We start from the raw sequence: 14,346 nt of genomic DNA, 5'->3' as shown, positions 1-14,346 counted from the left end.
GGTCAGGATCCTTCCTCGTCTGGCGCGCTCGCGCCGGGTGGGGTGGCAGGTGTGTCGTCGGTCGGGAGGTCGTTGTGAGTCGCGGGCATGGTTGGCCGTGCCGTGATCGTCAGCGCCTCGGCGGTCACGCCCTCGGTGAGGGCAGCCGCGAGGGCGTCGAGCTGGCCCAGTCGAGTGCGCAGCTCGTGTCGCTCTCGCTCGACTTCCTCGAGCGTGTTGGCGAGAGCGTGGAGCTGGCCCTTGGGGACGTGGCGGATGGCCCACCGTCTCCAGTCCTTCGCTGAGCTCGCGTCCCCCCTGGTTCCGGCGGCCCTGATGTCGGCGGCGAGGACCGCGGGCAGCAGGGGCGGCTCACCCCGGTCGGGATCGCGAACGACGCGCAGGACGCGGGCCGGGGTGACGACGACCGAGCCGCCCGCGTCGTCGACGAGCGCTGCGACGCGTGGGGTCGTGCAGAAGACGACGTCGCCGGGCTCGGTGAACCGGGCAGCCGGGTAGGAGCCTGCGAAGTCGAGAGTGTCGACGCGTCGGCTCCCGAGCGGTGCCGTCCCGAGCAGCTCATCGGTCCCGATGACGCGGCGTCCGTCGGAGGCCGTGAGGTCGGCCGGGTCGACCCGGTTGCCGGGGACGATTCGGCAGACCCGAGCGGCCACGGCCTCGCCCAGCGTCTGGGTGCTGGTCCCCCTTGGAGAGTCGAGAGGGGCGACGGCCTCGACCCGGAGGTGCGACAGCGGCACGCGCCCGAGGCTTCGGGTGAGCTCGTCGATCCGGACGAGGAGATCGGGGGAGGTCGACATGCGGCGGGCCGGTGCGACCGTGCCCACGAGGGCCTTCCTGCCGGGAAGCAGTGCCGCGGTCCGCATTCGCCTCGCGAAGCGGAAGGCGTGACGTCGAACCTCTGGCTCACTGGCCATTGCCGCGACCACGTCGGTGACGAGGTCGTCGATGGCGCCAGGATCGAGGGACCGATCTGACACGTCCGCGACGACGGTCCAGCGCTCCCCGACCGGCACGTCCGGGTGCGCCGGGCCGAGCGCATAGAGGGCCAGCGGCTTGCGAGGGGAGCGGATGAGGAGGCCCTTGGGTAGCCGGACCGCCGCGCGCAGGCGGTCCGAGCGAAGGATCGCGTCTCGCGCGCTGTCGGCCTCGGGGCTTGAAGGCGGGTCTGTGAGGGCGCTCGCAGGACCGAGCACCACGACACGTGAGTTGTCGGCGAGCTGGACGAGGAGGTTGCCGATCGCATCGATCATCTCGACATCCGACAGACCTGGCTGGCCAGCCGGTGGCAGCTGGAGGACGTGGACCGACCCGTCCATCGTGGACGGGATCGAGAAGTCGCCGTCCTCGTCGACAAGCACATCGAGGCGGTGCAGGTCGTGGACGCGCAGCCGGCGCCGGGCCAGCCGCGCGGAGCGGCTGTCGAGCGCGACAGTGGCGACGCTGGGAGGTGACTCAGCGGCATACGCCCGCGCGGTGGCCAGCACGAGGTCAGCGCTGCCGTCGGTGACGTCGACGAAGAGGGGGGTCTCCATGCCCGCGTCGTTGGCGAGGGCCGCCGCGATCTGCGCGACCAGCTGCTGCGCCTCCGGCCGTAGGGCGACACTCGCGTGCCCGCGGAGGGACCTTTGGAGCTGCTGGCGCAGGAGGAGCTCGAAGGCCGCGGCGGGGGAGTACGACGCGTCGGCGAGGGCTTCTGCGTGAGCGGCCAGCATCGGGAGGTCTGCGCCGAGCGCCTCGACCTCGCGGAGGAGAAAGGCGTCGGCGCTGTCGGCATCCGAGGCCAGCGACACGAGCGTGGCGTGATCGAGATCGCCCAGGGCCTCGCCGGTCGACGCAGCCAGGCAGAGCAGGGCGGTCAGCCCGTCCGCAGCTGTCGTCTCATCCAGGTGCGACAGGTGCGTCAGCTGGGCATGGGCGGCGAGGTCGTCCCGCGCTTCGGGGTTGTTGCCGCGGCCTGTCGTGGCGAGGTAGTCAGCGATCTCAAAGGCGTCGAAACGCTCTTGGCCCGCCACGAGTGCCACCGGCTTGGGGAAGGGGTGGCCGGCGAGCTCGCGGGTCCGCCACATCGACACGACCGGGCGGCGGACGCCCGCGAGACGCGCCACATCGGAGAGGGAGAGCTGAAGGGTCGAGACCTCAGCCATGTGGCCCTCCTCCGTCGGCGTGCCCGGTGTGTCCGGTTTCGTGGACTCACGCTAGACCTAACCGGGCTATCGGACCGATCAAACGCTGATAACCCTCGTTATCACTGGTCGCACTCTGCGTTCCCACGCTGGCGGGCCAGTCTCGGGTCAACGGCAGCGAAGGTCGCGGCCCATTGACCCAGGAGGGCCATCATGATCGAGAACCCGAGCCGGACGGTCCCGGCGGCATCCTTCGACCCGGTCGCCGGAGCCGTCGTGATCACCGACCTCACGGTCGCGGACAAGGCGGTCGCCACCGAGGCGCTGCGCTGGTCGACCGGGCGCCGCGGAAGTGCAGTGCCGGCCCAGCAGATGGTCGGCGTCGACCTCGGGGGCTTCGTCACCCAGGCGCTCGCCGTCGGAGCGCAGGCCATCGCCTGTGCCGGGGGAGCGCAGGACACCTTCGAGCTCGAGCGGCTCGTGGCCGACGTCGCGGCCCGCACCGAGGCCTCCAGCGCTCAGGCCGCCGACGTCACCGGATCCGCCGTGAAGGCTGCCGCGGAGTCGGTCGCGAAGGCGACGGACGCGGCGCGCACGGTGATCGCGGAGGCCGGCGCCTCGACGCGGGCGGCGTACGCCGAGACGGTGAAGTCGACGACGGATGCGCTGCGTGCCGATGTCGAGCGGATCTTCGGCGGCGAGAGCCCAGAACTGCTGGCCAAGCTCGGGCCCGTGCTCGAGTCCGTCGGCCGCAAGATCGGCGACCAGGCGTTCAAGCAGACCGACGAGCTGCTCGGCAAGGTCAGCCGACAGTTCGACCCGGCCGACCCAACGTCGCCCTTCGCGAAGCAGGCCAAGACGCTCGCGGACCAGCAGAAGATGTTCACCGACGCCATGGACAAGAACCACCTCGCCCTCATCGGCAAGGTCGACGAGCTCGCCAAGGCAGTCGAGGTGCAGAAGGCCGCAGCCGCCGCAGTCACGCGCACGGCGAGTGTGACGCCCCTCAAGGGTGGGACCTTCGAGTCGGAGGTCAACGGCGTGATGGAAGCGATCGCGGCCGGGCTCGGCGACGAGTACGCGGACATGGGCGGGGTCACCGGCAGCATCCAGCGCTGCAAGAAGGGCGACGGCGTGCTGACAATCGCGGGCGGCGTCGCCCGCGTCGTCGTCGAGATGCACGACTCGATGGACGGCCGCGTCTGGAACGACTACCTCGACGAGTCAGAGCGCAACCGTGAGGCGGCAGCGTCGATCGGCGTCGTCCGCACCGCGGCGCAGAACAAGGGACAGACGATCCGAGTGCTGGGTGCTCGGCGCGTCGTGCTCGCCTTCGACCCCGCATCCGACGACAGCGACCTGCTGCGCACGGTGGTCCAGCTGATGCGCGTCAGCGCGCTGGCCGCGTCATCGCGCCGAGACGTCGAGGGCCTCGAGACCGCCGAGGAGCAGATCGGGGCCGCCACCCTGTTGCTCGACCGTATCAACAAGATCCGGTCCGCCTCCGGGTCGATCCGCAAGAGCGCGGACGCCATCGACAAGGAGTGCAACACCGTGCAGTCGGGTGTGCAGTCGCACCTGTCGAAGGCCCTCGACGCCCTTGCCGGCGTCGCCATGGAAGCCGCAGAGCTCGCGGCTGACCCCGCCCCCGAGACCGGGCACGCCAGCGGCGCTGCCTGACAGACGCGGGCCGGTCGCCCTGGGGGGAGCGGCCGGTCCGCCCAGCACGTGTTCAGGCGCGGGTGCCCAACCCCGCCGCACCACGAACGGGTGCCTGGCGCGCCCGCAAACACAAGGAGAACTCATGAATCGCAAGCACGTCATCGGGTACGGCGCCACCGCGTTCGTCGCCCTCGCCATCGGCGCCGCCGGGAGCAGCGGGGAGGCCGCGCCGACCGTCTCGGGTGCCGCCCCCCCGACAGTCACGGCCACGGTGACAGCCGGCCCGACGCAGACTGTCGAGGTGCCGGCGCCCACTGTCACCGTCGGGGTCGCTGGGCCCGTCAAGACCGTCACCGCTCCGCCGCCTCCGCCCGCCGTGGCCATGGCCGGGGACGGCGTCTACCAGGTGGGCGTCGACGTCAAGCCCGGAACCTACGTCTCAGACGCGCCCGCCTCGGGGAACTGCTACTGGGAGCGAAACAACGGGGGCGACGGCCTCGACAGCATCATCGACAACGACAACAGCTCCGGTCGCTCGGTCGTTACGATCCGCAAGACCGACAAGTTCTTCAAGTCGAGCGGCTGCAACGACTGGACGCGCCGATGATGCGGGGCGTCGGCGCAGGCAGGCCGTCGTCGATGACGCGTGCGGCTCGCTCGTGGCGCGCGCCGTCGATCGCGGCTGCCGCTGCCGGGGTCCTGTCGCTCACATCGTGCGGCGGTGATGCCGTTCCGACACCGCCGATCGCCACCGTCACGGTGGTGGCCACCGAGACGGAAACCGTTGAGGCGCCGGCGCCCAGCGTCTCCGGGGAGGGCACGCCGGCTGCATCACAGACGCGAGCGGTCGCTGCCCCGGCGCCACAGGCCCAGCTCGGCGTGGTCCCCGACGTCGTCGGCGTCAACCACCAGCTCGCACAGGACACGATGCAGGCCGCCGGTTTCTACAACCTCAGCGAGGAGGACGCCACCGGCCAAGGCAGGCTGCTGGTGGTCGACCGCAACTGGGTCGTCGTCTCACAGTCGCCGCCCGCCGGGACCAAGGCGGCGCCGGACGTGACGATCGTCCTGCGCTCCAAGAAGCTCACCGACTAACCGTCGGTATCAGACCAGGCGGCGCCGCTGCGAAGGGGTAGCGGCGTCGCCTGCTGGTTGCGTCCAACGGTTGGCGCGGTCGATGTCGTGCGGCTTGCTGAACAGCGGGAGCATAAGCTCCCAATCGATTGACGGGAGGATATTCGCCCGTTAGTTTGAGGAGAGGATATCCCCTCCTCAGGAGGTTCTTCATTGCCGGAGCGACAACACTCTGAACCATGGGCGCGGATCCGTTCCGCAACGGATCTTGGCGCCTTCCTCGCCGAGGTTCGAGCGAGCAGCGATCTGACTCAGGACGAGGTTGCCGAGCGGCTCGGTATCTCCCGTCGATACCTCTACGAGATCGAGTCCGGAAAGCCGAGCCTCTACACCGACCGGCTCTTTGCTCTGCTCCGGTTGTACGGAGTGACGCTGACGGCCGAGACGCGCTCCAATGGGACAGCTCGGGAGAACTGATGCAGGCGCTTGCCGTCTGGCTCTATGACACGCACATCGCCGACCTGCACGCCGATCACAGGGGCCGGCCCGGGTGGACGTGGAGCGACGCCGCCTACGGCAGGTGGGGTTCGCAGTCGCGAGTCGTCTCACACCTGCTCCCTGTGACCTCGCCCGGCACTCGCGCGAATCCGGCTCGGGTGCGCGTCTTCCTCGATGGTCTGCTGCCCGAGGGCAACGCCCGCACGAACTACGCACTCTCTGCCGGGGTCGCGCCTGAGGACACCTTCGGACTCATCTCGGCATACGGCCGTGACACCGCCGGGGCGCTCGTCTTCCAAGGCCTGGCTGAGGATGCTCCCGACCGGACGGGCTCCTACGAGCGCGCCACAGATCCGGAAGTCGCCACCCTGCTGCGGGAGGCAGATCGACACTCGCCGGCGGACCACACCCTGCGGGGGAACCAGTCGATCTCGCTTGCGGGGATGATCCCGAAGATCGGCTTGCATCGGGATGCTGTGGGCTGGCTCCGGTGCCTCGGGGGTGCGCCGTCCACGTGGATCCTCAAGATCGCTCATCCGGAGACGAGCCCGGTTGCAGACGTGGTCGACACCGAGGCGCTGGCTCTCGCGCTTGCGCGCAGTCTCGGTCTGACGACGGTCGACGCCCACGTCTTGTCAGTCGACGGGGTGCGAGCCATCGCGGTCTCCCGCTACGACCGCAAGGCGGATGAGAGCGGTCGCATCAGGCGTGTTCACCAAGAGGACTCCGCACAGGCCCTCAGCATCAGCACCGCAGATCCGACACGCAAGTTCCAGTACGGGAACGCCCTCCCGAGCTTGTCGGCCATAGCGGAGATCCTGCGAGCAGGGGGGGCCGAGCCGGACGACCTCCTGCGCCTCGTCACGTTCAACGTCGCGATCGGCAACACGGACATGCACGCCAAGAACATCTCGGTCCTGCGGCTCCCCGACGGCTCGGCGCGGCTGGCGCCGGCCTACGACACCTCGATGCACCTACATCACCCGACCTCGCAGCGGCGGTTCGGTTTCGACATCGACGGCGAGTCCGATCTGGACAGGATCGACACTCGCGCCCTCGTCGCCGAGGGCAGATCGTGGCGACTCCCGGAGAGGCGTGCGACCGAGCTGGTCACGTCGACTCTGGAGGGCCTCGGCCGTGCCCTCGACGAGGTGGATCGCGCAGCTCACCCTGGTGTCGGCGACGGAGCAGTCGAGACGGTGGCGGCGCGAGTGTCGTCGCTTCTCGCCGGCGCGCTCACCGTGGCGCCTGCTGTCCGCGCCCGTCGCGGACCTCGTCGCAGGAGCACCTAGGCGGGGCCCGGCTGGGCGGCATACGGCCCGTGTCGAGATCAGCCCATCCCGTTCGACGTCCTGATGTCAGCGAAAAGCCTTGACCTCAGGTCAACTTGAACTCTCAGGATGGTCAGCATGACTTCGACACGCACCGACCGCACGCTCGACGACCTGCGCGCCTGTGTCTCCGGCACGGTGTTCACGCCAAACGATCCCGACTACGAGAACGCCCGCCTCATCTTCTCGCGGCACATCGACCGGCGCCCGGCCGCGGTCGTCCGCGTCGCCGATGCCGCCGACGTCGCCGCGGCGATCGAGCATGCCCGGGAGTGCGGCCTCGAGATCGCGGTCCGCGCGGGCGGCCACAGCGGCGCCGGCTTCGGCACCATCGACGACGGGCTCGTCATCGACGTCCGCGGCCTCGATGCGATCGAGATCGACGTCGACGGCCGGACCGCGTGGGTGGGCGCCGGCGTCACGGCGGGCCGCTACACGCACGCGGTCGGCGCGCATGGCCTCGCGACGGGCTTCGGCGACACCGGCTCCGTCGGTGTCGCGGGCATCACCGTCGGTGGCGGCGTCGGCTTCCTCAGTCGCAGGTTCGGGATGACGATCGACCACCTCCTCGCCGTCGAGCTCGTGACGGCCGACGGGCAGATCCTCCACGTGGACGCCGACCACCACCCCGACCTCTTCTGGGCCGTGCGCGGGGGCGGCGGCGGCTTCGGCGTCGTGACCCGTCTGCAGTTCAGGCTCCACGAGGTGCCCGAGATCGTCGGCGGCATGCTCATGCTCCCCGCCACCGCCGAGACGATCGCCCGGTTCATGGAGCTGGCGCTCGCGGCCCCCGACGAGCTCGGCGTCATCGTCAACGTCATGCCGGCCCCGCCGATGCCGTTTTTCGCGCCGGAGCACCACGGCCGGCTCGTCATCCTGGCCCTCATGGCGTATGCCGGTGGGCCGGCCGACGCCGAACCCGTCCTCGCGCCGTTCCGGGCCGTCGCAACCCCGCTGGCGGACCTCCTCGCGCCGATGCCCTACTCCGGGATGTTCCAGCCCGGCGACGACAGCTACCACCCGATCGCGACGTCGTGGACGGGCTATGCGCAGGACATCGACCTTGACGACGCTCGGCTCATCGTCGACACGCTGACAGAGCGGATGGCGGACCCAACAGTGCAGATGGCCGCGGTCCAGCTGCGCCCCCTCGGCGGGGCGATCTCGCGGGTCGCCGCGGATGCGACGGCCTACGCCCACCGGCAGTGGCCGGTCATGCTGAACACCGCAGCCATCGTCTCCGGGGCGGACGCCCTCGACGACCAGAAGCCCTGGCTCGAAACCCTGGGGCGGTCCCTCGCCGACGGGACACCCGGCGCCTACCTCGGCTTCGTCGTCGACGCGGACGGCGAGCGCATCCACGACATCTACCCGGGCGACACGTACCTGCGTCTCGCAGCGGTCAAGCAGGCGTGGGACCCGGACGACGTCTTCCACCACAACCACACGGTCGCGCCCGCGGGGGCCTGACTCACCCTCCTCGTCAGGCGGCTTCGGCGTCAGGTGGGACCGTGCCCCGGCGCCGGACCGTCGACGTTGACCGTCGGCGTGCCGTGGCCGCAGCGCACGACCACAGCGTGCGAGCGGGATTCGCCCGGGTTGGACTCGCGGTGGATGGCGCCGGCGGGGACGTGGAGGAAGTCGCCGGGCCCGGCCTCGACGGCCACCTCACCACCCGGCCCGGACTCGAGGCGCATCCGTCCCGACACGACGTAGATCGTCGTGTCGTGCTCGCCGTGGTGGTGCCATCCGGAGACCGCGCCCGCCTCGGTGTCGACCGTGCCCGACCACATCGCCTCGGTGTGGAGAGCGACCTGGCGAGCCATCCCCGGCGTGGGGTCGCTCGGGCCGAGCTCGCCGGCCGCGACGCGCGTGACGGGTTGCGCAGGATCGTGCTCGACCACGGGACCACCTGAGGAGTGCGAGGGACGTATGCCGCTGGGCTGGGTCCCAGCCTACGCGGCGAGCCGGCCGGGCGGGCTTGCCTCGGCGGCCGGCCGGGAGGGCTCGCCTCGGCGGCCGGCCGGAGGGGGCAGAGTCGGGGCGGCAGTCTCCCGGTCCCGGGCACTCTGTCGCGAGCATCATGATGCTAGGCGAGTGATGATATGATGCATCCGTGCGCACGACGGTCAACATCGACGACCGCCTCCTCGCCGAGGCGAAGCTCATCGCCGCGCGCCAGCACCGGACCATCGGCTCCGTCCTGGAGGACGCCCTGCGCAAGCTCATCGCCGACGAGGCCCGCGACTCCGTCAGTCGCGGCGACTACGTGCTCCACACCTTCGTCCCCGAAATGTCCGGCGTCCTCCCGGGAGTCGACCTCGAGGACAGGGAGCTCATGGCCCAGCTGCTCGGAGACAACGCGGTCCCCGGAGACCACGCGGGCCATGCTCCTGCTTGACGTCAACGTCTGCCTCTACGCATACCGGCCGACCGAGTCGGAGACCGCGGCACGGGTCAGTGAGTGGCTCGCTCCTCGGCTGGTCGGCCACGAGCGGATCGCGGTCAGCGAGCCCGTGCTCGCCTCCGTCGTTCGGATCGCCACGCACCCCAGGGTGTTCCGACAACCGTCGACCCCCGCGGACGCCCTCGCCTTCGCCACCTCGCTCGCCTCCGCACCCGCAGCGCTGCTCGTGCGTCCTGGGCCCGACCACTGGCCGATCGTCCAGCGGCTCGTCTCCGAGCATCGCCTGCGCGGCAACGACGTCCCCGACGCCGTGCTTGCCGCGCAGGCCCTTGAGCTCGGGGCGAGCCTCGTGACCCTCGACCGCGGCTTCGCCCGCTTCGCACCGCTCCGCGCGATCACGCCCCTTTCGGACTAGAGCGGACCCGGGCGTCGCTTTCTTGTAGCGTCGCGCCGCGCTTGGGCAATCTCGACGGTGATCTTGACAGCGATACCCTTGGGGGCGTGGCGATGGGGCCTGTGGTCGTGTTCGTCGTGGTTCCCCTCGCGGTCGGGATCGTGGTCTGGGGCAGCGCTCGCTGGTGGCGCGGCAGGGATGGGACGGCCCGAGCCGGCGGCGGTCGCACGAAGGTCGATGTGGTGGTAGCCGCTGACAACCGTTGGGAAGTGGCCAAGGCCCTTCCGGCGGAGGACTCCCTGCACGTGCTGAGCCATACCGAGGGCCATCTGGTGCTGGCACTGCGGGACCTGACCGGCCCAGGGACCAGACATTTCAGGCACCATCGCGATGGGCTCGCGGAGACGCTGTACGAGCAGTTGCTGCCGTTCGGCGACTCATCGGGCCGTACCCTGCTGATCGGCCCGACCGAGGCGTCCGGATGGCCGAGGCTCAATCGTCTCTTCACTGGACCGAGGCAACCCCCGATCTCGAAGTGGCAGCTGGTCCGGACGTCATTCCCGCGCCTGGCCTCGTTCTTCGGGTTCATCGGACTGGCGGCGTTCGGGCTCGTCAACCTCATCTACTGGACCGGGCGCGACGTCTCGGCCAACGTGCTGGGAATCTCCGACGAGACCTGCTGGGTGGAGTGGGTGGTAGGTGGGCAGCGCTACACGGCTGGGGTGGACTGCTTCGAGTCCGCCGACTCCTACGGCGGGTCCCTACTCGTGCGTGCGTTGGCTGGCCCGTTCAACGGTCTGGCCTGGGACCAGGAGGCCACCTTCGCTGTCCTCGCTTTTCTCACCCTGGTGCCGGCCGGGGTGTCCCTTGCGCTCGGAACGGTCCTCGCGATGCGTCGCGCGAACCGCGTTCCCCGCCCGCTGACCCTGCTCGACCCGATCCAGGACGCGCCCCCAAAGCGGTCGGCCGACTCCGCACTGGCAGAGCTCATGCCTGCCCCCGCCGCCCCCGGCTCGACGAACTGGCTCGAAGAACTTGCCCGGTTGGCAGACCGAGACGACTGGGCTGCGGGAACCGGTGATCCGCCTGCGTGGTGGCAGCGGCTGGGCCACGGCCTTTGGGACGCACTCCTCACTGCGGTGGTCGTCCTCGCAGTCATCATCTTCGGTGAGGTGTATTTTGAAGCCCCCTTCACCGTTACCCTCCCTGACGGGATTGTGGTGACGGTCGGGGTCATCGTGGTCGTGTTCGTGGGCAGACTTGCGTACGTGGCGGTCCAGCACCGGCCCCCCCGCACCGAGGACTGGGCCTATCTCACGGCCCGACTCAAATCCGACTGGATCCTGCTGTTGATGGACCAAGGAGAGCCACAGTGGCGCCTGACCCTGTTGGGAAAACACCACCCGGGACTCAAGGGTGACTGCCGCACCCCGGAACTGTCGGACAATAGATATGGACTCGACGTCCAGATCAACGGCGTGACCTGGCCCACGACGTCCGTGGACAGGATCCGGGCCGACAGGCGCAGTGACCTGCTTCGCGGTATCTCGTCCATACGCTGACGCCCGCGGCCCAGCGCAGGCCAGCGCCTCCGATCCGCCTCTCGTTACCGAGGGCGGCATGACATGTGACGATCCCGCCCGTGACCGATAAGACCGCAGCGACGAGGCAGCCTGAACCGCCATGCCGCGGAGACGCCGAGCGGGTGGGGTGGGAAGCGACCTAGGGCTGCCCTAGGGCCGGCCGGCCTCCGGCCTGAGGCTTCCGGCCTGAGGCTTCCGGCCTGAGGCTTCCGGACGTAGGTCGACGTATGTCGCTGGCCTCCCTCCCAGCGCGGGCGGCGTGTCAGTCCGGCGGGGTCGGCTCGGCGGGAGGTGGAAGCAGGACGCCGAAGCCCGCAACCGCGAGACGCAACAGGACCTGCCCCGGCGCGGTCAGGTCCGCGAGGCGAGCGGCACTGAGCACCTCGAGCTCGGCCAGCCGAGCGGCATACGCCCCCGGGCCGGCGAGGCGGGCCTGCTGCAGCTCCCTCGTGTTGTGCCAGACCTTGATGCGCGCCTCGCGCAGGAATCGCTGTGACGCGCGGTGGTTCAGGGGCTGCAGGACCCGGTCGAGCAGCGAGCGAGCCGACACGGCGGACAGCTCGTCGTCCTCGGCGGCGACCCGGGCGGCCAGGACGCCGTCGATCCGCTCGTGGTCGCGATGACGTCGGTCGAGCAGGGTGGGATCCAGGAAGTCCTCGTCGGAGATGACAGCGAGGAGCGCCTGCGGCAGGTCGTAGTTGATGTGCGCGTTGATGCCGAGCAGGACGTGGCGGAGCGGCGGCAGCCCGGAGGGCGCGTCGAACGCGAGCCGCCAGGGCCGCGGGGCCAGTCCGCCGGAGAGGCGTGCGTCGAGGGCGTCGAGGTAGAGGCGAGCGAAGGCGGCATCCCAGACGGCCACCCAGGCGGGGTCCTCGAAGACCCCGTCGCGGATCGCCTTCTCGACCGCGAGCGTCGTGCGTCGGTAGGTCCCGAGGAAGGCGCGCTGGCTCGAGAGCTCGGGCGGCATCGCGTCGAGGCGATCCTGCATGTCGGCGAGGACGGCGTCGATCGGGTCGGGCCGCGCCGGCGGGCTCGGGTCGTGCGGTGGCTCCTGCATGAATCCTCCTCGGGAGCGCCCCTGCCCGCCTATTCTCGACCTGTTGGCGCCTCGATGTGGCGACAACCACGCCCGTGGGGAAAGGGGGACCGGTGTCGGCCGACACAGGTCTCCCGCGGGTCGCGCGTCGCACGGAGGTTCTGACATGAGCCGTGACCCGGGCGGGGACCACCGCCCCGACCTCGCGGACCCGGCAGCGGCGAGGGCCCTTGTCGCGGACGACCGCGTCCTGCGCTTCACGCGCGGGCTGTCGCTCTTCATCGCGCCGTTCCTCATCGTCGCGTTCGTCATCCTCTACCTCTTCCCCGGTGAGACGCGGCAGCTGTGGGCGTGGACCATCCGCCCGACGATGACGCCGATGGTGCTCGGTGCGGCCTACGCCGGCGGCGCCTACTTCTTCATCCGGGCGCTCAGCGAGCGCCGGTGGAGCGCACTGAAGTCCGGCTTCCTCGCCGTCGCGATGTTCGCGACGCTGCTCGGCATCGCGACGGTCCTGCACTGGGACCGGTTCAACCACGGTCACCCGGCCTTCTGGCTCTGGGCCTTCCTCTACTTCACGGCACCCTTCCTCGTCGTGGCCGCCTGGGTCCGCAACCGCCGGTACGAGGCACCGCCGCGACCGGAGGAGGACCGGCTCGGCCCGGTCGCGCGCTGGACGGTGGGGGTCGTCGGGGTCGGCGCGCTCGCGCAGGGGGTCGTGATGTTCGTGGCCCCGGCCGTGATGATCCCCGTCTGGCCGTGGTTGCTCACCCCGTTGACGTGCCGGGTCATGGGTGCGATCTTCTGCCTCGGCAGCGCGGGGATCTGGGTATTCCTCGACCCCCGCTGGACGACGGTCCGCCTCATGCTCCAGGTCGAGGTGATCATGATCTCTCTCATCCTCGTCGCGGCTGCGCGGGCCCGCTCCGAGCTCGCCACCGACCGTCCGCTCACGTGGCTCGTCCTCGGCGGATTCGCTCTGGTGCTGGCCGGATCCGTCGCGCTATGGATCGCGCACGAGCGCAACGGCCGTATGCCGGCCCGCTGAGCCCAGCGGCATACGCCGCCTCGCGTCGCGCTGGGACGGCACACATCAGGGATGTCGGTCTGGTCACGGATTCGCGTCGCGTTGTGACCCCGGGGCTAACGTCGATCTCGTCGGAAGCTTGTCATTCACGTTCGGGAAAGGGCCAGCGATGAAGGCTCTGCAGTACGTCGAGATCGGCCAGCCACCCAGGGTCATGGAGGTCGAGAAGCCCACGCCGGGACCGGGCGAGATCCTGCTCAAGGTCACCGCCGCCGGAGCCTGCCACTCCGACGAGTTCGTCATGGGACTCCCCGAGGAGGCCTACGTCTACGGACTGCCGCTCACCCTCGGCCACGAGGGCGCCGGCATCGTCGACGAGGTCGGCGCCGGGGTCACGGCCGTCCAGGTCGGCGACTCGGTCGCCGTCTACGGGCCGTGGGGGTGCGGCGTCTGCCCCGCCTGCGCGAAGGGCCAGGAGAACTACTGCCACGTGGCCGCCGAGCGCGGCATCGTCCCACCCGGCCTCGGCGCCCCGGGCGCGATGGCCGAGTACATGCTCGTCGACAACCAGCGCCACCTCGTGCCGCTCGGCGACCTCGACCCGGTCGAGAACGTCTCGCTGACCGACGCCGGCCTCACGCCGTACCACGCCATCAAGCCGAGCCTCCCGGCCCTCGTGCCCGGGGCGGTCGCGGTCGTCATCGGCTCCGGAGGCCTCGGCCACATCGGCATCCAGATCCTGCGTGCCATGTCGCCGGCCACCGTCGTCGCCCTCGACGTCTCCGACGAGAAGCTCCAGCTCGCCAAGGACGTCGGTGCCCACCACGCGTTCCGGTCCGACGAGTCGGCGGTCGAGAAGGTCCGCGCCCTCAACGGCGGCCGCGGAGCCACCGCGGTCTTCGACTTCGTCGGCATCGAGCCGACGACGGCGCTCGCCGCGAAGCTCACCCACCCCGACTCCGAGATCGTCATCGTGGGCGTCGGCGCCGGCGCCGTCCCCGTCGGGATCTTCACGCTGCCCTGGGAGACCAAGGCGCGGGCACCCTACTGGGGGTCCCGCAGCGAGCTCTTCGAGGTGCTCGACCTCGCCCGCGCCGGCCTCATCCACGTGGAGACCGAGCGGTTCTCCCTCGACGACGCGCCGAAGGCCTACGAGCGGATGCACGCCGGCACCCTACGCGGGCGCGCCGTCATCGTCCCCTGAGCCCCCG

General features: G+C 70.5%; 14 protein-coding genes. 11 read left to right on the top strand and 3 right to left on the bottom strand.

All coding sequences use genetic code 11. The features are described 5' to 3' along the window. Positions 1-2: 2 nt before the first annotated feature. Positions 3-2,144, bottom strand: coding sequence for a hypothetical protein (locus N865_RS02285; protein ID WP_051509920.1), 2,142 nt, complete (start codon positions 2,142-2,144; stop codon positions 3-5). Between the two features lie 192 nt (positions 2,145-2,336). Between N865_RS02285 and N865_RS02280 the strand changes: the two genes are divergently transcribed. The 6 genes from N865_RS02280 to N865_RS02255 all read left to right on the top strand — a co-directional run bounded on the left by N865_RS02280 (position 2,337) and on the right by N865_RS02255 (position 8,158). Continuing rightward, positions 2,337-3,803, top strand: a complete 1,467-nt coding sequence (locus tag N865_RS02280; RefSeq protein WP_034801024.1) for a hypothetical protein — start codon at positions 2,337-2,339, stop codon at positions 3,801-3,803. A gap of 124 nt (positions 3,804-3,927) precedes the next feature. Continuing rightward, positions 3,928-4,392 (top strand): hypothetical protein, encoded by a 465-nt coding sequence (locus N865_RS21525; RefSeq protein ID WP_051509918.1) that lies wholly within the window; start codon positions 3,928-3,930, stop codon positions 4,390-4,392. A gap of 32 nt (positions 4,393-4,424) precedes the next feature. Continuing rightward, a complete protein-coding gene (locus tag N865_RS21520; protein ID WP_157557516.1) occupies positions 4,425-4,880 on the top strand; it encodes a PASTA domain-containing protein in 456 nt (151 codons plus the stop codon). Between the two features lie 192 nt (positions 4,881-5,072). Next, the gene (locus N865_RS23875; RefSeq protein ID WP_051509913.1) at positions 5,073-5,336 is read left to right on the top strand and encodes a helix-turn-helix transcriptional regulator; all 264 of its coding nucleotides are present in this window, start codon (positions 5,073-5,075) and stop codon (positions 5,334-5,336) included. Further along, positions 5,336-6,649, top strand: a complete 1,314-nt coding sequence (locus tag N865_RS21515; RefSeq protein WP_051509911.1) for a HipA domain-containing protein — start codon at positions 5,336-5,338, stop codon at positions 6,647-6,649. Before N865_RS23875 ends, N865_RS21515 begins: the two co-directional genes overlap by 1 nt. 117 nt (positions 6,650-6,766) lie before the next feature. Then, on the top strand, positions 6,767-8,158 hold the full coding sequence (locus tag N865_RS02255; protein WP_034801022.1) for an FAD-binding oxidoreductase: 1,392 nt from the start codon (positions 6,767-6,769) through the stop codon (positions 8,156-8,158). Positions 8,159-8,187: 29 nt separating this feature from the next. Here the strand turns inward: N865_RS02255 and N865_RS02250 are convergent, their stop codons facing one another. Further along, positions 8,188-8,592 (bottom strand): cupin domain-containing protein, encoded by a 405-nt coding sequence (locus tag N865_RS02250; protein WP_034801019.1) that lies wholly within the window; start codon positions 8,590-8,592, stop codon positions 8,188-8,190. Positions 8,593-8,804: 212 nt separating this feature from the next. On the opposite strand from N865_RS02250, the gene N865_RS02245 reads away from it, so the two are divergent. Genes N865_RS02245 through N865_RS02235 form a run of 3 tightly spaced genes read left to right on the top strand, consistent with a single transcriptional unit; the run spans position 8,805 to position 11,051 of the window. Next, a complete protein-coding gene (locus N865_RS02245; RefSeq protein WP_034801017.1) occupies positions 8,805-9,089 on the top strand; it encodes a type II toxin-antitoxin system VapB family antitoxin in 285 nt (94 codons plus the stop codon). Continuing rightward, positions 9,076-9,510, top strand: a complete 435-nt coding sequence (locus N865_RS02240) for a TA system VapC family ribonuclease toxin (protein WP_034801014.1) — start codon at positions 9,076-9,078, stop codon at positions 9,508-9,510. Before N865_RS02245 ends, N865_RS02240 begins: the two co-directional genes overlap by 14 nt. Positions 9,511-9,551: 41 nt before the next feature. Continuing rightward, complete coding sequence (locus tag N865_RS02235) at positions 9,552-11,051, top strand: hypothetical protein (RefSeq protein ID WP_157557515.1); 1,500 nt, start codon at positions 9,552-9,554, stop codon at positions 11,049-11,051. A gap of 283 nt (positions 11,052-11,334) precedes the next feature. On the opposite strand, the gene N865_RS02230 is transcribed toward N865_RS02235, so the two are convergent. Next, positions 11,335-12,129: a DUF5995 family protein gene (locus tag N865_RS02230; protein ID WP_051509910.1), complete on the bottom strand. Its 795-nt coding sequence runs from the start codon at positions 12,127-12,129 to the stop codon at positions 11,335-11,337. Between the two features lie 145 nt (positions 12,130-12,274). Here N865_RS02230 and N865_RS02225 point away from each other — a divergent pair, with 145 nt between their 5' ends. Then, on the top strand, positions 12,275-13,156 hold the full coding sequence (locus tag N865_RS02225) for a hypothetical protein (protein ID WP_211244833.1): 882 nt from the start codon (positions 12,275-12,277) through the stop codon (positions 13,154-13,156). 148 nt (positions 13,157-13,304) lie between these two features. After that, entirely contained in the window at positions 13,305-14,339 is a 1,035-nt protein-coding gene (locus tag N865_RS02220) for an NAD(P)-dependent alcohol dehydrogenase (protein WP_034801010.1), read from the top strand. The last annotated feature ends 7 nt before the right edge of the window (positions 14,340-14,346 follow it).

Source organism: Intrasporangium oryzae NRRL B-24470, assembly GCF_000576595.1.
GTDB lineage: Bacteria > Actinomycetota > Actinomycetes > Actinomycetales > Dermatophilaceae > Intrasporangium_C > Intrasporangium_C oryzae.
The sequence above is the reverse complement of the archived record's forward strand: the minus strand, read 5'-3'. Positions and strand labels throughout refer to the sequence as shown.